This is a genomic window from Chromobacterium sp. CV08 (assembly GCF_051129845.1).
Lineage (GTDB): Bacteria > Pseudomonadota > Gammaproteobacteria > Burkholderiales > Chromobacteriaceae > Chromobacterium.
In genome coordinates this window covers 1,817,017-1,837,166 of sequence record NZ_CP150453.1, presented here as the reverse complement: position 1 = coordinate 1,837,166, position 20,150 = coordinate 1,817,017, and the positions used below count along the sequence as shown (strand labels likewise).

18 protein-coding genes are annotated in these 20,150 nt (G+C 65.4%); 12 read left to right on the top strand and 6 right to left on the bottom strand.

The annotated features are described in order from the left end of the window. Positions 1 to 7 precede the first annotated feature (7 nt). From lipB to mgtA, 5 genes are all read left to right on the top strand, one after another. The gene (lipB, locus tag WNM05_RS08875; RefSeq protein WP_434634259.1) at positions 8 to 631 is read left to right on the top strand and encodes a lipoyl(octanoyl) transferase LipB; all 624 of its coding nucleotides are present in this window, start codon (positions 8 to 10) and stop codon (positions 629 to 631) included. Next, complete coding sequence (lipA, locus tag WNM05_RS08870; RefSeq protein ID WP_434634257.1) at positions 628 to 1,575, top strand: lipoyl synthase; 948 nt, start codon at positions 628 to 630, stop codon at positions 1,573 to 1,575. Before lipB ends, lipA begins: the two co-directional genes overlap by 4 nt. Positions 1,576 to 2,264: 689 nt before the next feature. After that, on the top strand, positions 2,265 to 2,642 hold the full coding sequence (locus WNM05_RS08865) for a hypothetical protein (RefSeq protein WP_434634255.1): 378 nt from the start codon (positions 2,265 to 2,267) through the stop codon (positions 2,640 to 2,642). Positions 2,643 to 2,882: 240 nt separating this feature from the next. After that, positions 2,883 to 3,224 carry a hypothetical protein gene (locus WNM05_RS08860; RefSeq protein WP_434634254.1) on the top strand — a complete coding sequence of 114 codons (342 nt, stop codon included), beginning with the start codon at positions 2,883 to 2,885 and terminating at the stop codon, positions 3,222 to 3,224. 230 nt (positions 3,225 to 3,454) lie between these two features. Beyond that, positions 3,455 to 6,199, top strand: coding sequence for a magnesium-translocating P-type ATPase (mgtA, locus tag WNM05_RS08855; RefSeq protein ID WP_434634253.1), 2,745 nt, complete (start codon positions 3,455 to 3,457; stop codon positions 6,197 to 6,199). Positions 6,200 to 6,250: 51 nt separating this feature from the next. Here the strand turns inward: mgtA and WNM05_RS08850 are convergent, their stop codons facing one another. From WNM05_RS08850 to htpX, 6 genes are all read right to left on the bottom strand, one after another. Further along, the gene (locus tag WNM05_RS08850) at positions 6,251 to 6,865 is read right to left on the bottom strand and encodes an LpxA family transferase (protein WP_434634251.1); all 615 of its coding nucleotides are present in this window, start codon (positions 6,863 to 6,865) and stop codon (positions 6,251 to 6,253) included. A 164-nt stretch (positions 6,866 to 7,029) separates the two neighbouring features. Next, complete coding sequence (locus WNM05_RS08845; protein ID WP_434634250.1) at positions 7,030 to 8,112, bottom strand: porin; 1,083 nt, start codon at positions 8,110 to 8,112, stop codon at positions 7,030 to 7,032. Positions 8,113 to 8,485: 373 nt separating this feature from the next. Then, entirely contained in the window at positions 8,486 to 9,940 is a 1,455-nt protein-coding gene (locus tag WNM05_RS08840) for an ATP-binding protein (RefSeq protein ID WP_434634248.1), read from the bottom strand. Then, positions 9,937 to 10,650 carry a response regulator gene (locus WNM05_RS08835; RefSeq protein ID WP_434634247.1) on the bottom strand — a complete coding sequence of 238 codons (714 nt, stop codon included), beginning with the start codon at positions 10,648 to 10,650 and terminating at the stop codon, positions 9,937 to 9,939. Before WNM05_RS08835 ends, WNM05_RS08840 begins: the two co-directional genes overlap by 4 nt. Before the next feature lie 274 nt (positions 10,651 to 10,924). Continuing rightward, positions 10,925 to 11,917, bottom strand: coding sequence for a TerC family protein (locus WNM05_RS08830; RefSeq protein WP_434634245.1), 993 nt, complete (start codon positions 11,915 to 11,917; stop codon positions 10,925 to 10,927). A 57-nt stretch (positions 11,918 to 11,974) separates the two neighbouring features. Continuing rightward, the gene (gene htpX, locus WNM05_RS08825; RefSeq protein ID WP_434634243.1) at positions 11,975 to 12,856 is read right to left on the bottom strand and encodes a protease HtpX; all 882 of its coding nucleotides are present in this window, start codon (positions 12,854 to 12,856) and stop codon (positions 11,975 to 11,977) included. 132 nt (positions 12,857 to 12,988) lie between these two features. Between htpX and nhaR the strand changes: the two genes are divergently transcribed. The 7 genes from nhaR to WNM05_RS08790 all read left to right on the top strand — a co-directional run bounded on the left by nhaR (position 12,989) and on the right by WNM05_RS08790 (position 20,005). After that, positions 12,989 to 13,876 (top strand): transcriptional activator NhaR, encoded by an 888-nt coding sequence (gene nhaR, locus WNM05_RS08820; protein ID WP_434634241.1) that lies wholly within the window; start codon positions 12,989 to 12,991, stop codon positions 13,874 to 13,876. 107 nt (positions 13,877 to 13,983) lie between these two features. Next, positions 13,984 to 14,538 (top strand): GspH/FimT family pseudopilin, encoded by a 555-nt coding sequence (locus WNM05_RS08815; RefSeq protein WP_434634240.1) that lies wholly within the window; start codon positions 13,984 to 13,986, stop codon positions 14,536 to 14,538. After that, positions 14,529 to 15,071 carry a type IV pilus modification protein PilV gene (gene pilV, locus WNM05_RS08810; RefSeq protein WP_434634239.1) on the top strand — a complete coding sequence of 181 codons (543 nt, stop codon included), beginning with the start codon at positions 14,529 to 14,531 and terminating at the stop codon, positions 15,069 to 15,071. Before WNM05_RS08815 ends, pilV begins: the two co-directional genes overlap by 10 nt. Continuing rightward, a complete protein-coding gene (locus WNM05_RS08805) occupies positions 15,068 to 15,742 on the top strand; it encodes a PilW family protein (protein WP_434634238.1) in 675 nt (224 codons plus the stop codon). The genes pilV and WNM05_RS08805 overlap by 4 nt, the downstream gene beginning before the upstream one ends. Further along, a complete protein-coding gene (locus WNM05_RS08800; RefSeq protein WP_434634236.1) occupies positions 15,739 to 16,284 on the top strand; it encodes a pilus assembly PilX family protein in 546 nt (181 codons plus the stop codon). Before WNM05_RS08805 ends, WNM05_RS08800 begins: the two co-directional genes overlap by 4 nt. Positions 16,285 to 16,286: 2 nt before the next feature. Continuing rightward, positions 16,287 to 19,550 (top strand): pilus assembly protein, encoded by a 3,264-nt coding sequence (locus WNM05_RS08795; protein WP_434634233.1) that lies wholly within the window; start codon positions 16,287 to 16,289, stop codon positions 19,548 to 19,550. Next, positions 19,547 to 20,005, top strand: a complete 459-nt coding sequence (locus WNM05_RS08790; protein WP_434634231.1) for a type IV pilin protein — start codon at positions 19,547 to 19,549, stop codon at positions 20,003 to 20,005. The genes WNM05_RS08795 and WNM05_RS08790 overlap by 4 nt, the downstream gene beginning before the upstream one ends. Positions 20,006 to 20,150: the final 145 nt, after the last annotated feature.

Below are 20,150 nucleotides of genomic sequence, written 5' to 3'. Positions count from 1 at the left end.
AGTTCAGGTGCCACGCATCATCAAACATCTGGGCCGGGTCGATTACGAGCCGACCTGGCGCGCCATGCAGGCCTTCGCCGACAACCGCGCGGCGGACACGCCGGACGAGCTGTGGGTGGTCGAGCACCCGCCGGTATTCACCCAGGGGCTGGCCGGCAAGCCGGAACACCTGTTGCAGCAGAACGATGTGCCGGTGGTGAAGACCGACCGCGGCGGCCAGATCACCTATCACGGCCCCGGCCAGCTGGTGGTCTACCTGCTGGTGGACTTCAAGCGCATGCGCGTCGCGGTGCGCGAGCTGGTGCGCCACATCGAGCAGGCCATCATAGACATGCTGGCCGAACAGGGCATCGCCGCCTATGGCGACGTGAACGCCCCCGGCGTCTACGTGGACGGCGCCAAGATCGCCTCGCTGGGACTGCGCATCAAGAACGGCGCCACCTATCACGGCCTGAGCCTGAACGTGGACATGGACCTGACTCCATTTAGCTGGATCAACCCTTGCGGCTACGCCAACCTCAAGGTGACCCAAATGAAGAATCTGGGCGTGAACCTCACGGTCGCCGAAGCCGCCGACAAGCTGCTGCCGCACCTGGAACGCCACCTGAGCACAAGCAAGGAGACCGCATGAAGCCGGACAACCAGGCCGGGGTGAAGCACAAGGGCGCGGCCAAGACCGCCCGCATCCCGATCAAGATCGTGCCGCTGGAAGAAAAGCTGAAAAAGCCGGAATGGATCCGCGCCAAGCTGCCCAACGGCCAGCGCTTCCACGAGATCAAGCAGATCCTGCGCGAGCAGAAGCTGCACACCGTGTGCGAAGAGGCCACCTGCCCCAATATCGGCGAGTGCTTCAGCAAGGGCACGGCCACCTTCATGATCATGGGCGACATCTGCACGCGCCGCTGCCCGTTCTGCGACGTCGGCCACGGCCGCCCGAATCCGCTGGACCCGAACGAACCCAGGCATCTGGCCGAGAGCGTGGCGGCGATGCGGCTGAAATACGTGGTCGTCACCTCGGTGGACCGCGACGACCTGCGCGACGGCGGTGCCCAGCACTTCGCCGACTGCATCCGCGCGGTGCGCGAAATGTCGCCGGCCACCCAGATCGAGACGCTGGTGCCCGACTTCCGCGGCCGGCTGGACATCGCCGTCGACATCCTGACCCAGACGCCGCCGGACGTGATGAACCACAATCTGGAAACGGTGCCGCGCCTGTACAAGCAGGCCCGACCCGGCGCCGACTACGCCCATTCGCTGCAGCTGCTGAAGGACTACAAGGCGAAGAATCCCGAAGTCCGCACCAAGTCCGGCCTGATGGTCGGCCTGGGCGAGACCGATGAGGAGATCCTCGAAGTGATGCGCGATCTGCGCGCCCACGATGTGGACATGCTGACGATAGGCCAGTACCTGCAGCCGTCCGACGGCCACTTGCCGGTATTGCGCTATGTCCACCCGGACACGTTCAAGATGTTCGAGGAAAAGGCCTATGAAATGGGCTTCGTCCACGCGGCGGTCGGCGCGATGGTGCGCTCCAGCTACCACGCCGACGTGCAGGCTCACGAAGCCGGCGTGTAAATCCGCCCCCTCCGAAACGGCGCCGGCGCCCATGCCCCGGCGCCGTTTTTTAATTCCCGCCGATCTCGCCATTTCAATTAAATGGCTTTCGCATAAACAATGGCGAATTCGCCACGCTCTTCCAACAAAATAACAATCCGGTTTGCTTTAATAGCCAACTTCGCTTATAGTCGGATTGTTATTAATTTTGCAAAGGCAAACCGTGGACAACGACGGTTCCAGTCGATCTTCGATCGCAGTATAGCCTTGCAGGATTTCAGCAGACCGAAACCATTCCCTCTGCCATATCCTGCAAAGCCAGGATGTGGCGTCTTATCGCCAGCCCAGCGCTGGCCAGCACGCACAGCACCGACCTCGTCATAGCACCAGCGCCGCTTGGCACTTGCCGCGCGCGCCGCGTCGGACGCTGGCCGCCTGCCGCGTGGATGCCCCCCCTTACAGATCGACATATCACCGATTGTTTGCGCTAGCTTCGTTTCGCACAGGAGGTTCCGATGCCGGAAGAACCAGAACCGCGAGCGGATGCGACGCATGTTTCGCAGGACGGCTGATTTCCCGTATCGGGAATAGCCGGAAACAGCCGTGGCGTCTTATCGCTCATTCAATCTGCGCTGTATCCCGATTACGGTTGATTCAAACCGGAACGGGATGGTTATTACCCGCTGAAATCAATAATGGGGGGATTCAATATGCAAGCCCTGAAATTGGCCCAACTGCTGAAATATTTCCAACGCCGCGACCGCTCCGATGAATCGGCCGCTTTCCGACTGAATATCGTTTGCGACAAGGACGTGATTACCACGCTGCGCAAACGGCTATTCTGGGAAATGCACGATCTGGGTCTGCGCGCGCTGCAAGTCACCATCGGCCCCGAAGGCAGCAGCGATCAATGCAAACTGTCGGTAGTGCTGAACTGTCCGCTGGCGCAACGCCAGGAACTGGACGAGATGGCGCTGCGCCTGAGCCAGCTTCCGGAAATCCGCCGCGTGCACTGGGGCCGCCGTCTGCACGGCGCGCCGGCCGGCCACCGCGCGATGTTCCATCCCGGCCGCGCCCATATCGCCTGAACCGACGGCCGACCGCCGCCTGCCGCCATACCGAAAGCCCGACCATGCCCGAAGAACCCGAACCGAGACCGCAGGATCTTCGCCGCCACCACGCATCGCCCCGCTGATCGCAATCGTCGGGACATGCCGCCGGCGGCATGACCCGACACGCCCCGCGCCGGCATGTCCGCGCGGGCCGCCTGTCGCCACGCGAACCCCGCCGGCGCCAGCCGGCGCCTTCCCTCACCGGAGGAGCCCGCGATGCAAAAATCGTTTACCCGCCAACACCCGCGGCAAATCTATCAACTGTCCATTCTATGCCCGTCGATGTCGCTGGGCATGGCCAGGCGCGAAATCCGCGCGCTGGCGCAAAAGCATGGCCTGCGCATCCAGCAGTGGCTGGAACAGCCGCAAGCCGCCGAGCCCGACACCTGCCATACGCTCGCGCCCTGGCTGATCTGCGCCGATTTCCGCTGCAATACCGAAACCTGCATGCATTTCCTGCAGGGCGTCGCCCAGCGGCTGGCCACGCTGCCGCTGATCCGCGTCAAGCTGGACTGCCTGTCCTTGCCGCCGGCCGCCAACCGGGCGCTGGCCGGCTGAACCGCCCTTCCATCGCGGGGCGGGACAAGGCCGCCCGCCCCCGCACGCAACACAGGAGCCGGCATGACCTAGACCCGCCACATGTCCACTGAGATGCCACCCGCTGGGGCGTTCGCGCAGAGCACCCCAACGGGCGGCAAGGTTCTCTCGATTTCGAGCTGACACGTTGTCGGCGCTGATGCCTCACGGCAGGGATGCTCACGCCCGTACTCAGCGCCTGGAGATACACCATGAGCAAACACATCACCCCGCGCGACAAGAACCGGGGCTTCATCGCCACCCCGGGCAAGACCGGCGACAAGATCGCCTTCCGGCTGGCCCACGAAGCGCTGCAACCGCAGGAAGAAACCTTCAAGCGCCTGCGCAGCCAGCCGGAGGGCCTGACCGCCGTCGAGGCCGCCCAGCGACTGCAGCAGTACGGCGCCAACGAAGTGGCGCACGACAAGCCGCCGCACGCGCTGGTCCAGCTGATGCTGGCCTTCAAGAACCCGTTCGTGATGGTTCTGATCGTGCTCGGCGCGATCAGCTACGTGATGGACATCGCGATGGCGCCGCCCGACGATCAGGACTGGACCAAGGTCATCATCCTGTCGGCGATGATCGCCGTCAGCGGCCTTTTGCGCTTCTGGCAGGAATTCCGCTCGGCCAAGGCCGCGGAAAAGCTGAAATCGCTGGTGCGCAACACCGCCACCGTGCAGCGCCGACCTGCCGGCCCCAGCGCGCCGGTGCGGCTGGAGGTTCCGATGACCGAACTGGTCGTAGGCGACATCGTCCACCTGCAGGCCGGCGACATGATTCCGGCCGACGTGCGGCTCCTGGAATCGCGCGATCTGTTCATCAGCCAGGCGGTGCTGACCGGCGAGGCCTTGCCGGTCGAGAAATACGACACGCTGGGCGCGGTTGCCGCCAAGTCCGCCGACGGCCGGACCGACGGCGACGCCGGCCTGCTCGACCTGTCCAACGCCTGCTTCATGGGCACCAATGTGGTGTCCGGCACCGCCCGCGCCGTGGTGGTGGCGACCGGCGCCGACACCTATTTCGGCTCGCTGGCGCGCAATGTGGTCAGCCACAAGCGCATCGAGACCAGCTTCGACAAGGGCGTCAACAGCGTCTCCTGGCTGCTGATCCGCTTCATGCTGGTGATGGTGCCCATCGTGTTCATGATCAACGGCGTCACCAAGGGCGACTGGATGTCGGCGCTGACCTTCGCGCTGGCGGTGGCCGTCGGCCTGACGCCGGAAATGCTGCCGATGATCGTTTCCGCCAACCTGGCCAAGGGCGCGGTGGCGATGGCGCGGCGCAAGGTGGTGGTCAAGCGCTTGAACTCGGTGCAGAACTTCGGCGCGATGGACGTGCTGTGCACCGACAAGACCGGCACGCTGACCCAGGACAAGATCATCCTGGAGCACCACTACGACGTCCACGGCCGCAAGGACGAGACCACCTTGCAGCTGGCCTGGCTCAACAGCTTCCACCAGAGCGGCATGAAGAATCTGATGGACATCGCCATCGTCGAACATGCCGACGCGCTCGGCGAGCGCGTCAAGCTGCGGCATTACGCCAAGGTGGACGAGCTGCCGTTCGACTTCGAGCGCCGCCGGCTGTCGGTCATCGTACAGGACGACAACGGCCAACAACTGATGGTATCCAAGGGCGCCGTGGAGGAGATGCTGGCCGTCTGCAGCCACATCCAGGACAACGGCGAGGTCCGCCCGCTGAACGCCGAGGAGCGCGCCCGTCTGCTGCGCCTGAGCCAGGAGTTCAACGCCGACGGCTACCGCGTGCTGCTGGTGGCGACCCGCCATATTCCGCAGGACGCTCGCAAGGCGGCCTACCAGACCGCCGACGAGCGCGGCCTGGTCGTACGCGGCTTCCTGACCTTCCTCGACCCGCCGAAGGACTCGGCCGCGCCGGCGATCAAGGCCTTGAACGAATACGGCGTCGCGGTCAAGGTGCTGACCGGCGACAATCCCATCGTCACCGCCAAGGTCTGCCGCGACGTCGGCCTGAATCCGGGCAAGCCGCTGCTGGGCCAGGAAATCGAGGCGATGGACGATGTCGCGCTGTGCGCGGCCGTCAAGCGCACCACCATCTTCGCCAAGCTGACCCCGCTGCAGAAATCCCGGGTGGTCAAGGCGCTGCAGGCGGGCGGCCACACCGTGGGCTTCCTCGGCGACGGCATCAACGACGCGCCGGCGCTGCGCGACGCCGACGTCGGCATCTCGGTGGACAGCGGCGCCGACATCGCCAAGGAGACGGCCGACATCATCCTGCTGGAAAAGAGCCTGATGGTGCTGGAAGAAGGCGTGATCAAGGGCCGCGAGACCTTCGGCAACATCCTGAAGTATCTGAACATGACCGCCAGCTCCAACTTCGGCAATGTGTTCTCGGTGCTGGTGGCCTCGGCCTGGCTGCCGTGGGAGCCGATGCTGGCGATGCAGCTCCTGCTGCAGAACCTGATCTACGACCTGTCGCAGATGTTCCTGCCCTGGGACAAGATGGACCCGGATTTCCTGAAGAAGCCCCGCAAGTGGGAGGCCGGCAACATCAAGCGCTTCATGCTGTGGCTGGGGCCGACGTCCTCGGTGTTCGACATCACCACCTACATCCTGCTGTGGACGGTGTTCGGCGCCGGCGCCGCCTACCATCTGCACGGCGGCGACGGCGGCCAGCTGATCATGAACACCGGCTGGTTCATGGAGGGCCTGATCTCGCAGACGCTGGTGGTTCACATGCTGCGCACCCGCAAGATCCCGTTCCTGCAGAGCACGGCGTCGCTGCCGGTGCTGCTGTCGACCAGCGTCGCCATCGCCATCGCCTGCTATCTGCCGTTCTCGCCGATCGCCTCGTCGCTGGGCTTCATCCGGCTCGACACCAGCTACTTCTGGTGGCTGCTGCTGACGATGGCCGGCTACCTGGCGCTGACGCAGACGGTGAAGACGATCTACATCAAGCGCTACGGCCAGTGGTTCTGAGCCACCGCCAAGCGCTCGCGCGAAAAGCCGGCCCCAAGAGGCCGGCTTTTTTCATTGCCGGTCCTGCTCCACCAGCCCCAGCCTGGGCACCACGGCGCCGGCCGCCAGCACCGTCCCCGGCGACAACACCGCGTTGGCGCCTATCCTCACGCCATCGCCGAGCAGCGCGCCCAGCTTGTCGACGCCCGGCAGCAGCGTTTCGCCGTCGACATGCAGCCGTATGCGCTTGTCGGCCCGTTCGTTCCAGTGGTTGGCCAGAATGGCGCCGGCCTCCAGATTGACGTCGGCGCCCAGCACCGAATCGCCGACGAAGTTGAAATGCGCCAGCCGGCTGCCCGGCCCGACGATGGAGGTCTTGATCTCGCAGCCGGGCCCGATCGTCGCGCCGGCACACAGGACGACGCCGCCTCGCAAATAGGCATGGGCGGCGACGCGGCAGCCCGGCCCGATCCAGACCGGGCCCTTGACGATGGCGCCCGCCTCCAGCACCGCGCTGCGGTGGATCAGCGCCTCGCCGTCGACGATCCAGTCGCCGACGGCGGCGCCGTCGCGCGCCGACGCTATCGAGCGGGACAGATCCCGCAACCAGAACCACGGGGCGGCCTCGGCGTCCAGCCACGGCAGGGCCGCGCCGACGGAGGCCAGCAAGCGCTGCAATCCGGACATCTCGCTTCCTTCGCGCAAAGAGACGATTGAACACCGGCGATGGCCGGCCGGCAAGCCGGCGGCGCAAAACAAAACTGCCGCCCTCCTCGCGGAGAGCGGCAGTTTCGCGAACCGGCCGCCGATGTCAGCCCATCGGCACCGGCGTGTCCTTCAGCCGTGCTGGCTTAGAACGAGTGAACCATGTTCAGGCCAACGCCACGCAGCTTGTTGCCGGCGCTGGAACCGTCGGCAACGTTGCTGAAGATGGCCTGGTCGGCCTTCACTTCGCCGTACTGCAGGCCGACGACGGTGCGCTTGGACATCTGGTAGTCCACGCCCAGCAGGTATTGCTTGTAGCCGCTATCCGGCTCGGTGTTGCCGTCAATCTTGACCTTGGCGCCTTGGGCGTAGGTGAACTTCGGCGTGAAGGCGCCGATGGTGTAGGCGGCGGTCAGCGCGTATTCCTGCGACTTGTACTTGCTGCCGTCGACCGGCACGTTGACACCAGACAAGAAGCTCAGCGGGGTGACGGTGTTGTCGCCGCGGTCGTTGCGGTAGCCGACGGCCACCAGCAGATTGTTGGCGTTGTAGCCGGCTTCCAGACGGTGGCTGTCGTTGGCCTGGGTCTGAACGCCGCTCACCAGGGTCATCGGGGTCTGGTGGATGTACTGGTACTTGCCGAAGAAACCGCTGTTCTCGTACGACAGGCCCAGGTTGTAGGTTTCGCGCTGAGCTTCGTTCAGAGCGGCGTCCGAGCGCACTACATCGTTCTTGACTTCTTTGGTGCCGTACAGGAAGGCAGCCTGGAAGCCGTTGTAGTTGGCGGTGTCGAAGCGGATGGCGTTCTTCACGCGAACGTCGTCACGGGTGAAGGCATTCAGCTGCAGCGCGTTGCTGGCGCTTTCCCACGGATTCACGACGCTCATATTGGAGTCGCTGAAGGTGGACAGGTTGCCGATGCGGACCTTGCCGAAGCCGGTGTCCAGGCCGACGAAGGATTCGCGGCTGGCGAAGGAGCCGTAGCCCTGACGGTTGCTGCCGTCGATGTCGAAGCCGCTTTCAACCTGCCAGATGGCCTTCAGGCCGTTGCCCAGGTCTTCGCTGCCCTTGAAGCCGATACGGGAGCCCAGGTCGTCGACATTGGTCTTGTTCACGCCGCCGGCGTCAACGTTCTCGATGCCGCCCTTCAGTTGGCCGTAGATGGTCACATCGGCAAAAGCCGCAGCCGGCAGAGTCGCTACTGCCAGAGCAATCAGAGTCTTTTTCATTTCGTACATCCTGTTGAGGTTGTCTTAGAAAGCGATCACATACTAATTTCCAGCCTCGATATATGCAAGTGTACGCTACTGTTCATGTAGTAAAAAAGACACACCATGTGCGTAAATACAACAGCAGTGATTTGTGTATAAGTTAACAACTTCTAGTTATTTTGTTGCGTAACCAACATTAACAAAGTTGTTAATCTTCTTATATGAACAAAAACGAAAAAAAAGGCCCGCTGAGCGGACCTTATTAAAGATAGACTTGACCAGAATTCTCTGAACCCCACAGCTAACGGGCCACAATAGAATTCACTGTTAGATTGTATTTGCTTTCAATTTAGATGGCAAGACACCGCCGTCTTGCGATTGTCAATCATTGTTAAGCGGCGCCGCTGCCGCGCTCCGCCGGAAAATGCAGCTCGGCGCACAAACCGCCTTGCGGATGATTGAACAGCGCGATGTCGCCGCGATGCTCGCGGGCGATGGCGCGGGCGATCGCCAGACCCAGCCCGCTGCCGCCGGTATGCTTGGCGCGCGAATCCTCCAGCCTCACATAGGGCTCGAACACCCGTTCCAGATCAGCCTCGGCTATTCCCGGACCATGGTCCCGCACCTGGATGGCCACCGCGCCGTCGCGCTCGCGCAGCCTGACCTCGATCGCGCCGGCGCCGCCGTAGCGGCGGGCATTCTCCAGCAGATTGGCGATACAACGGCGCAGGGCCTGCGGCCGGGCATACAACGGTTTGACCGGCTCGGCCCGGCATATGACTTCGGCGCCCAGCGCCTCGACGTCCTCGATCACGCCTTCGAGCAAGGCGCCGACGTTCAACAACACGCAGTTCTCGTTGCCCTGCCCCATGCGCAGATAGGCCAGCGTGTCGGCTATCAGCTGGTCCATCTCCAGCAGGTCCCGCTCTATCGCCTGGCGGGCCGCTCCCTCCTGCAGCTGCTCCAGGCGCAGGCGGATCCGGGTGATCGGCAGCCTGAGATCGTGCGATACGCCGGCCAGCATCTGGCTGCGGGTCTGCAGATAACGCTGTAGCTCCTTCTGCATGCGGTTGAAGGCGCGCGTCGCGTTCACCACCTCCTGGGTGCCGGTTTCCGGCAACGGCGGCCGATCCAGATCGGCCGCCAGGCCGGTGGCCGCCTGCGAGAACAGCGCCAACGGCCGGGTCAGCCGACGCACCGCCCAGGCCGATACCGCCGCCACCACCAGCGCCACCAGCAGCAGCCAGGCCGTCACCCGCCACGGCGTCTCCTCAGGCGAGGCGATCTGGCCGACGCGGAAGGTCGCCACCATGCCGTCGCGCAGCCGCACCTGCAGCGTGGCCATCTGTATCTTGAACTCGGCCTCGCCGTCGCCGAGCTTGCTCGGCAGCGCCTGCACCCAGAATTTATTGCCGGGCGTGAACACATGCTGGCCCGGCGCCAGAAACGGCCGCAGCAGATCCTCCGCCGCCTCCGGCGAGTCCTCGCGGAATGACAGCACCTGCATCTGATAGGGGAAATTCAGATCCGATCGGATCAACTGGCACAGCTTGCCGGCCTCGGGCAAGCTGGTCTTGCGATTCTCCACCCAGCGGTGGTCGAGCAGAACCTGGACCGACGGCGAAGTCAGCGCGGCGGCCAGCTTCGGGCGGTTGCCGGCGGCGGTTTCGTCCAGGAGATTGATCATGTCAGCCAGATGCTGGGCCACGTACTCGGCGCGCAATGTCCGGGTGAGCCGCTCGCGGTCGGTCAGCACCAGCGCGATGCCGACCACATTGGCCAGCAGCACGCTGGTCAGCAGCGTCAGCAGCAACTGGCCGTACAGCGTGCGCGGCAAGCGCCTCATCGCACCGACACCACCTCGCATGCCAGCATATAGCCGCCGCTGCGTATGGTCTTGATCAGCAACGGTTCGCGCGCGTCGTCGCCGAGGCGGCGGCGCAGCCGGCCTATCATCACGTCGACGGTGCGGTCGAAGGGGCCGGCCTCCTTGCCGTTCATCGCCTCCATCAACTGATCGCGCGACATCACCCGCTGAGAGTTCTCGGCCAGTGCCTGCATCAGCTTGAATTCGCCGCCGGACAGCGGCGTCACCACGCCCTCGCGGTCCACCAGATGCTGCGCGCCCAGCTCCAGCCGCCAGTCGGCGAATTGCAGCGCCCTCAAGGCGCTGCCGTCGCGCCGCTCCTCGACCCTGCGCAGGATGCTGCGCACGCGGGCCAGCAGCTCGCGCGGATTGAACGGCTTGGGCAGATAGTCGTCGGCGCCCATCTCCAGGCCGATGATGCGGTCGAGCTCGTCGCCGCGGGCGGTCAGCATCAGGATGGGGATGCCGGAACGCGAACGCAGATCGCGGCACAGGGTCAGGCCATCGGTGCCCGGCAACATCAGGTCGAGAATCAGGATGTCGAAGGTCTGCTCGGCCAGAATGCGGTTCATCGCCTCGCCGTCGCCCACCGCGACCACCGCCATGCCTTGCCGGCTCAGGTAGTCGCTCAGCAGCTCGCGCAAATCCGGATCGTCGTCAACGATAAGCAGTCGGGAAGGTTGGGACATCAAGCTATTCCTAAACAATTCGGTTGGGGGTTCAAGGGCTGTCGACGCCACCCGGCGCGGCGCGACCGTGAACGATCGCGCCATGCATGGCGGAGGATGCGGCGCAGGGCGTGCGAGCGCAGAGCCGGCAACGGGGCGGTGGACGGCTTGGCTCGACGTCAACAGACTCTAATCGGCGCCCGCGCCGCGCAGGCGGCAAACAGGCGGAGCACATCGCGAAAGCGACGGACGCTCCGCCTGTTTGAGCGGTGGAAAAGCCGATTGGTTCCTCGCCTCAGCCCGCCGCCTCGCCGCCCCGGGTCCGGTACAGCGAATAGAATACGCCGCCGCCCAGCAGGCACACCGTCGCCAGCAGCGACCAGGCGGTGGGCAGCTTGAACGCCACCAGGCCGGCATCGTGCAGATAGACCAGCCCCACCTTGACGCCTATCAGCACCAGCACCAGCGCCAACGCGTACTTCAGATAGTGGAAGCGGTGCACCATCGCCGCCAGCGCGAAATACAGCGCGCGCAGGCCCAGGATGGCGAAAATGTTCGAGGTGTAGACCAGGAACGGGTCCTGGGTCACCGCGAAGATGGCCGGGATGCTGTCCACCGCGAACACCAGATCGGCAGACTCCACCAGGATCAGCGTCAGCAGCAGCGGCGTCGCCCACCAGCCTTTCGCCAGACCGTGCCGCTCGCCTCGCACAAGGAAGGCGCTGCCGTGCAAATCCGGCGTCAGCCGCATCCGGCGGCGCAGCCACAGGTAGAACTTCTGCTCCGACAGCGGCTTGGCCTCCTCGTCGGCGGCGAACAGCATCTTCAGGCCGGCAAGCAGCAGGAAGGCGCCGAACAACAGCAAGACCCACTGGAACTGGGCCACCAGCGCGGCGCCGGCGCCTATCATCAAGGCCCGCATCGCGATGGCGCCCAGGATGCCCCAGAACAGCACCCGGTGCTGGTAGGCGCGCGGCACTGCCATGCTGCCGAAGATCAGCGAGATCACGAACACATTGTCCAGCGACAGCGATTTCTCCAGCAGATAGCCGGTCAGATACTGCACGCCGGCGTCGGCGCCGCGATACCACCACACCCAGCCGCCGAAAGCCAGGCCGACGCCTATGTAGAAAGCCGACAGCTTCAGGCTGTCGCGCACGCCTATCTCGCGGCCGTCCCGCTGCAGCACGCCGAGGTCGAAGGCCAGCAGCGCCAGCACGCCGGCGAGGAAGGCCAGCCAGATCCACAGCGGATAGCCCAGCGCCGGCGCGGTCAGAAAATCGATCAATTCAACACTCCGTTCCATCCATCAACGCGCGGCGGCGGAAAACCGCCGCCGGCTCCATCAGCCGCGGCCTTCCAGCGCCGCGATGCGTTCTTCCATGCTCGGATGGGTCGCGAACAGGCCCAGCAGGCCGCGGCCGCCGGCGATGCCGGAGGCGGCCAGGTTCTGGGGCAGACCGTCCGCCTCGATGCCGCCCAGACGGCGCAGCGCGTCGGCCATCGGCCTCGGCGAGCCCAGCAGCTCGGCGGCGCCGGCGTCGGCGCGGAACTCGCGCTGGCGCGAGAAGTACATCACCACCAAGGAAGCCAGGATGCCGAACACGATCTCGCAGACGATGACCGTGACGAAATAGCCTATGCCGGTGCCGGCGGAACTGTTTTCCTCGTCGCGCTTCAACCAGCTGTCGACCAGATAGCCGACGACGCGGGCCAGGAAGAATACGAAGGTGTTGACCACGCCCTGGATCAGCGTCAGCGTCACCATGTCGCCGTTGCGGATGTGGGCGATCTCGTGCGCCAGCACCGCCTCCACTTCCTGTTCCGTCATATTGGCCAGCAGGCCCGTGGACACCGCCACCAGCGAATTCGACCGGCTGGGGCCGGTGGCGAAGGCGTTGGGCTCGCCGTCGTACACGGCGACCTCGGGCATGGCCAGGCCGGCGCGGTCGGCCAGCTTGCGCACGGTATTCAGCAGCCAGACCTCGGTCTGGCCGGACGGCTGGGTGATCACCCGCGCGCCGGTGCTCCACTTGGCCATGGTCTTGGACAGGGCCAGCGAGATGAAGGCGCCGCCGAAGCCCAGCACCGCCGAAAACATCAGCAGCATGCCCAGGTTCAGCCCGCCGGCGGTGACGAAGCGGTCCAGGCCCAAGAGCCTCACGCTCAGGCTCAGCACCAGCATCACCGCGATGTTGGTCACAATCAGCAAAATCACCCGTTTCATTGTTCAGTCTCCCGAAATGCATCCCGTCATCGGCCACGGCTCCGCCATAGCCACACTGCAGTGTATGCCACGGAAAACATCGAAAAAATAAAGTAAAATCTGATAATCGATACGAATTTTTCGAATAATTAAATGGACAGCCTCAACTACAAGCATCTGCATTATTTCTGGGCGGTCGCCCGCACCGGCAGCGTCACCCGCGCCGCCGAGCAGCTGGGCGTCAGCATGCAGACCGTCAGCGGCCAGATCTCCCGGCTGGAGCAGCAGCTGGGCCGGTCGCTGTTCCGCCAGCAGGGCCGCGGACTGGAACTGACCGAAGCCGGCCGCGTGGCGCAGGGTTACGCCGACCGCATCTTCCTGCTCGGCGAGGAATTGGCGGAGGCGCTGGCCGACCCGCGGCTGGATCAGGTGCTGAGGCTGGCGGCCGGGGTGTCCGACGTGCTGCCGAAACGCATCGCCAGCCGCCTGCTGCAGCCGGCGCTGGAACTGGACGCCAGCCTGCGCCTCAGTTGCAGCGAGGGCGATTTCGACGAGCTGATAGGCGAACTGGGTCGCCACCGGCTCGATCTGGTGCTGGCGGACCGGCCGGTCGCCAGCAGCGAGCAGCAGCAATTCCAGTCCTGGCAGCTATTGCGCTGCCCTGTGCTGTTGCTGGCCTGCCCGGCGCTCGGCGAATGCTATCGACCGGGCTTTCCCGCCAGCCTGGAGCAGGCTCCGTTGCTGATGCCCAGCCGCGACAACGTGCTGCGCCGCCAGCTGGAGCACTGGTTCGAGGCGCAGCGGCTGCGGCCTCGCGTGATAGGCGAATTCGACGACTACGCGCTGATGGAGACCTTCGCCCGCGAGGGGCTGGGACTCTGTCCGACGCCGGCCTTGCCCGACGACACCGCCGGCCTGCCCGGCCTGGAACGGGTCGGCGCGCTGGACGGCGTCTGGGAGCATTACTACCTCAGCGCCAGCCGCCGCAAGCTGCAGCACCCGGCGCTGCAGGCCATCCTGCAAGCCTGGTCCTACAATTAGGATTGTTTTGACGACGAAAGGCCGGCGTCGCCGGACTAGCGGCCACTGATCCGCTATCGACTTGATCGATAATGAGAAAACGTCTGCGGCAGACTGGGCATCATGTCATGGATGAAGAACGCGGTTTCACCCTGCTGGAGTTGCTGATCGTCATGGCGCTGCTGGGGCTGGTGCTGGCCTTCGCCGTTCCCGCCTATCAGCGCACCGTCGCCACCAACGCGCTGTTGTCGGAAAGCGGCAATCTGTACGGCGATGTACTGTTCGCCCGCAACGAGGCGATCAAGCGCGGACAGGTGGTGCTGGTCTGCCCGTCCAGCAACGGCGCCAGCTGCAACGGATCGGGCAGCAACACCAACTGGGCGACCGGCTGGATCGTGCTGGTCGCCGCCAACAACAGCTGCGGCGACAGCGGCGGCACCGTGCTGCGGCTGCAGAAGGCTTTCGCCAGCGGCGACTCCGCCGTTTACAGCAACGGCGCCAACCCGGCGCTGTGCTTCAATCGCATGGGCTACGCGCCGGCCGCCAATGTCGGCATGCTGACGTTCAATACCGCTGACAATGCGGCCGCCAACCGCCGCTGCCTGGCATTGGCCGCGGTCGGCCATCCGCAGATGCTGGGCAGCGGACAGACCGACGCCACCGGACAGTTCACATGCCCATGACCCGCCCTCCTCCGCAGGCCGGCTTCAGCATGCTGGAAGTGCTGGTGGCGCTGATCGTCATTTCACTGGGCCTGCTCGGCATCGCCGCGATGCAGGCTGCCGCCATCAACAACACCAGCATCGCCCGCACCCGCAGCCTGGGCTCGATCGCCGCCGAGAGCATGGCGGCGGCGATGCACGCCAACACCGCCTATTGGGGCAGCCTGTCCGCCGCCGCCAGCAATAGCTGGAGCGTCGGCGCCAGCGGCGTCAGCGGCTCGCCGACGCTGAGCCAGAGCGTGGACTGCGCGGCGTCGGGCACCAATTGCGGCGCGGCCGCGATGGCCGGCTACGACGTCGTCCAATGGGGCAGCGGCACGCTGGCGGCCCTGCCCGGCGGCAGCGGCCAGATCGTCTGCGCCGCCGGCAGCGGCTCCTCGCCGACCGCCTGCACGATCACCGTGTACTGGCTGGAGAAGAAAAGCGCGGTGAACGCAGCCTCGACGGCGTCCGGCACCGCCACCCAGAATTACCAGATGGTGGTGGAGCCATGAGGAGGCAACGCGGCAGCGGCCTGATCGAGGTGCTGGTGGCCATAGGCATAGGCCTGTTCCTGCTCAGCGTCCTGATCATGATCTTCACCTCCACCGAGCTGACCGAGAGCAATCAGAGCGGCCTGGCCCAGCTGCAGGACAACCAACGCACAGCGATGACCATCATCAACACCATCGTCCAGTCCGCCGGCTACTACCCGTCCCCGCAGACGCAGACAGTCGCCACCGCGCTGCCGGCGGCAGGCGCCTTCGCCGCCGGGCAGTCCATCGCCGGCGGCTACGGCCCGCCGGACACGCTGAGCGTGCGCTTCGCCACCGCGCCGGGCGACAACATCCTCAATTGCAACGGCGCCGGCAACACCGGCAGCGCCAACCAGGTCTACGTCAATCAGTTCTCCGTCAGCCCCAACAATCAGCTGACCTGCTCGGTCAATGGCGGCGCGGCCCAAGTGCTGGTCGACGGAGTCAGCAATATGCGCGTGCTGTACGGCGTCGATTCCAACAACAGCGGCTCGGTCAACCACTACTACAACGCCGCCAATCTGCCGGCCGGCCAGACGGTGCGCTCGATCCGGGTGACGCTGACGATGGCCAATCCGCTGGCCGGCAAGCCGGGGCAGCCGGCCAGCGTCACGCTGTCCTGGCTGATAGGACTGATGAACCAGCTATGAGCCGCCGCGTCCGCCCCCCCGACTCCGACCGCCCGCGCGGCTTCACGCTGATCGCGGCGCTGATGATGCTGATCGTGATCACCATCATCGGCCTGGCAATGATGCGCAACGTCGGCCTGCAGGGCCGGATGGCCGGCAATATGCGCGAGAAGGGCCGCGCCTTCGAGGCGGCGCAGGCGGCCTTGCAGTACGGCGAATGGTGGCTGGCCCAAGGCAACAACGCCAATGCCGTCGCCGTCAGTTGCAGCGGCGCCCAGAGCTCGCCGCAGATCTGCGCCAACGGGCTGTCCAATCCCTCGGCGCTGCCTTGGGCCGGCGGCTATACCTATTCTCCGCCGTATATGAGCGTCGCCGCCAACGGCGGCAGCCAGACCTTCTACCAGGCGCCCCAGCTCTACATCCAGTACCTGGGGCTCAATGCCGGCGGCAACGGCGCCCTCTACCAGCTGACCACGCTGGGCTACGGCGGCAACGCCAACTCGGTCGTGGTGTTGCAGAGTACCTACACGCTGTATTCCGGCGTGTCCAACCTGGGGAAATGACGATGAAACCGCGCCTCCTCGCCGCCTGCCTCGCCTTCGCCTGCTGGCCCTACGCCGGCCTAGCGGTGACGATAGCCGACAATTTCACCGGCGCCTCCGCCCAGTTGAACTGGCTGGTCTTCGGCGGCGCCTGCATGACCGCCGGCGGCGGCAGCGGCTCGGTTCCCGCCTGCGGCAGCAAGGATCCCAGCGGCAACACCCAGATCGGCGGCTACGCCGGCACGCTGCCCGATCCGGTCGGCAACGGCGCCCTGCGACTGACCAACAGCGCCGGCAACCAGTCCGGCGCCATCGTCTACAACAATCTGTTTCCGTCCAATAGCGGTCTGCAGGCCACCTTCACCACCTATACCTACAACGGCGATTCCGGCGGCTCGGCGCGCGACGGCGCCGACGGCATGAGCTTCTTCCTGCTGTCCGCCATTCCGAGCGCGGTCGGCTCCTTCGGCGGCAGCCTCGGCTACAGCTGCTCCAACGTCAATTCGCCGTACAACGGCATCATAGGCGGCTACCTCGGCCTGGGCATGGACGAATACGGCAACTTCCCCAACGGCGGCTCCAGCAACGACAACACGGCCACCGGCCCCGGCGCCAGACCGCAAAACATCTCGCTGCGCGGCGCCGGCTCGGTCGCCGCCAGCGCGCTGGCCGGCCAGTTCGGCGGCAGCTTCAGCGCGTCCATGGTGCAGGGCGTGTGCAAGACCGGCCGCTACGGCCTGCAGAGCGTGATGAACTACCCGTTCATCAACATCCCCGGCACCGGCAGCGGCGTCTATCAGCTGCCGTCCAGCCAGCCGATGGCCAACGAGTCTGCCGCCAAACGCGGCCAGGCGGTGCCGATCAGCTACAAGCTGAAGATCACCACCGGCAATCTGCTCAGCCTCTGGTACAGCTACAACAACGGCGCCTACGTGCCGGTGATCTCCAATTACGACATCAACAACACCGCGGTCAGCGGGCCGCTGCCCAGCCAGATCACCTTCGGCTTCGCCGGTTCGACCGGCGGCAGCCGCAACGTCCACGAACTGGCCTGCTTCCAGGTGCAGCCATCGACGCAGACCGCCAGCTCCAGCGGCCTGAACAGCCAGCAGACCGCGCTGGTCAAGACCGGCACCCAACAATACGTGGCCAGCTACCACGCCGACAACTGGTGGGGCGAGCTGGCGTCGTACGCGCTGATGGGCAACAGCGCCACCGGCCAGGTGACGGTGGCCACCACCGCCAGCTGGGACGCCTCCTGCGTGCTGACCGGCGGCAACTGCAGCGCCACAGGCGTCAACAATATGAGCGCTCAGGCCAGCCGGGCGATACTGAGCTGGAACGGCAGTCAGGGCATTCCGTTCCAGTGGGCCAATCTGTCGACCGCCCAGCAGAGCGCGCTTAACGGCGACGGCAACGGCTCGGCGCGGGTTTCGTATCTGCGCGGCTCGCGCGGCAACGAGGTCAACACGCTGGGCGTCGGCCTGTTCCGCGACCGCGACAGCGTCCTGGGCGACATCGTCAACAGCAGTCCGATCTGGGTCGGCCCGCCGCAGAACGGCTATGCCGACGTCTGGAGCGACAGGCTGTATCCGTCCGCCACGCCGGCCGAGAACGCCGGCGGCGCGCAAAGCTACAGCAGCTTCAAGTCCGCCAATCTGACGCGCGCCAACATCATCTACGGCGGCGGCAACGACGGCATGCTGCACGGCTTCCGCAGCGGCGCCGAGGACAGCAGCGGCAACTACGCCACCAGCACGGTGCCGAACGATGGCCAGGAGATGATCGCCTATCTGCCGGCGGCGGCCCAGGCCAACACCGTCCAGTTCAGCAGCCCGACCTATGCCCACCAGTATTTCGTCGACGCGACGCCGGCCGCCGACGATCTGTTCTTCAACAACGCCTGGCATACCTGGCTGCTCGGCGGCATGGGCGCCGGCGGCCAGGCGCTGTATCTGCTGGACGTCACCAATCCGGCCAACTTCTCCGAGGCCAACGCCGCCAGCCTGGTGCTGAGCGAGATCGGCAGCGGCACGCTGAGCTGCGTGAACAAGAGCACTTGCGGCAACGATCTCGGCTACACCTTCGGCACGCCGGTGATCGCGCGCTTCCACAACGGCCAGTGGGGAGCGATATTCGGCAACGGCTACAACAGCGCCAACGGCCATGCCGCCATCTTCATCATGCTGGTATCCGGCAGCGGCGCCCTCAGTTTCTACGAGCTGGACACCGGCAGCGGCCCGGGCAACGATCCGTCCGGCGGCGGGGGCAACAACGGCATCTACTACGCGACCGCCGCCGACCTGGACGGCGACGGCATCACCGACTACCTCTACGCCGGCGATCTGTTCGGCAATGTCTGGCGCTTCGACGTCACCGGCAGCAGCCCGTCGGCCTGGAGCGTGTCGCAATACGGCAAGGGCGTCGCCGCGCCGCTGTTCACCAGCCAGTACACCTACTGCACCAATGCCCAGGTCAGCGGCGGCACTTGCAGCCGCAGCCTGCAACCGATCACCAGCAAGCTCTTGGTGTCGGCCATCCCGGTCGGCGACGCCCTCCCTCGCGTGCTGATCGGCTTCGGCACCGGCCAGAAGATCCCGTTCACCACCACCTCGCCCGACGTCTACGCCGGCGGCACGCAGAGCCTGTACGGCGTATGGGACTGGGACATGTCCGGCTGGAACGCGCTGAGCGCCTCGTCGGACTATTACGGCCAGAGCGCGCCGGTCGGCGGCCTGACGCTGCGTCCCGGCAACCTGAGCGCGCAGACCGTCACCGCCTCCTACAGCTCGACGCTGGGCTCGGTGCAGGGCTACCGCGCGCTGTCGAGCAATGCCGTGTGCTGGCAGGGCGGCAGCGGCTGCAGCACCAACAACAGCTACGGCTGGCTGCTGAACCTGCCCGGCAGCGGCGAGCAGGTGGTGTACAACCCGGTCAACGAATTGGGCACCTTCACCGTCAACACCACGATCCCGCCCAGCACCGCCGCCTCCTCGTGCACCGTCTCCTCCGCCACCGGCTTCACCATGTCGTTGAACATGAAGACCGGCGGCGCGACCGCCCGCTCCTTCTACGCCAACGACGCCGGCAATTTCAGCGGCATCAGCGGCAACGCGATCAACGGCATCGCCATCAATATGGCCGGCAGTCCCAGCGTGGTAAGCTACCAGAACAATTATTTCGCCATCGGCAGCAGCATCAACGGCGGCCCGATCGCCACGCCGCCGCAGATCAACCCGGCCGCCTTCGATCTGCACGCCAGATTGAACTGGATAGAACTGCGATGAACGCCGCGAACGGAGGCAAGGTGAGGAACAAGCGCGCACCCGGGGGATTCTCGCTGCTGGAGCTGGTCATCGCGATGGCGGTGCTGGCCATCGTGGCGGCCATCGCCATCCCGTCCTACCGGACCTTCATCCTGCAATCGAACCGCACGGCCGCCAAGACCGCGCTGCAGGACCTGGCCACCCGCCAGGAGAGCTATTATTCGCTGAACAACGGCTACGCCAGCCAGCTGGCGACGCTGGGCTATGCCAGCGGGCCGGTCTACGTGCCGGGCAACGGCAACAATTACTACGCGCTGGCCATCTCCAGCGCCAGCGCCACCGCCTTCGTGCTGACGGCGACGCCGCAGGGCGCGCAGGCGCAGGACAGCTGCCAGACCTACCAGCTCGACAATCTGGGCAATCAGAGCAATATAGCCGCCGGAGGCGGCTCGCTCAGCGTCAGCGGCTGCTGGTGAGCGCCAAAAGCAAACGGCGCCCATCGGGCGCCGTTCGGCTGGATTCGCGGTCCGGCTCGGCTTAGAGCCGCTAACAAAACCGCGCAGCGTACCTGAGCCAAGGCGCGCCGACGCAGGCAGTACAAGTAGTACGACAAGGAGGCGC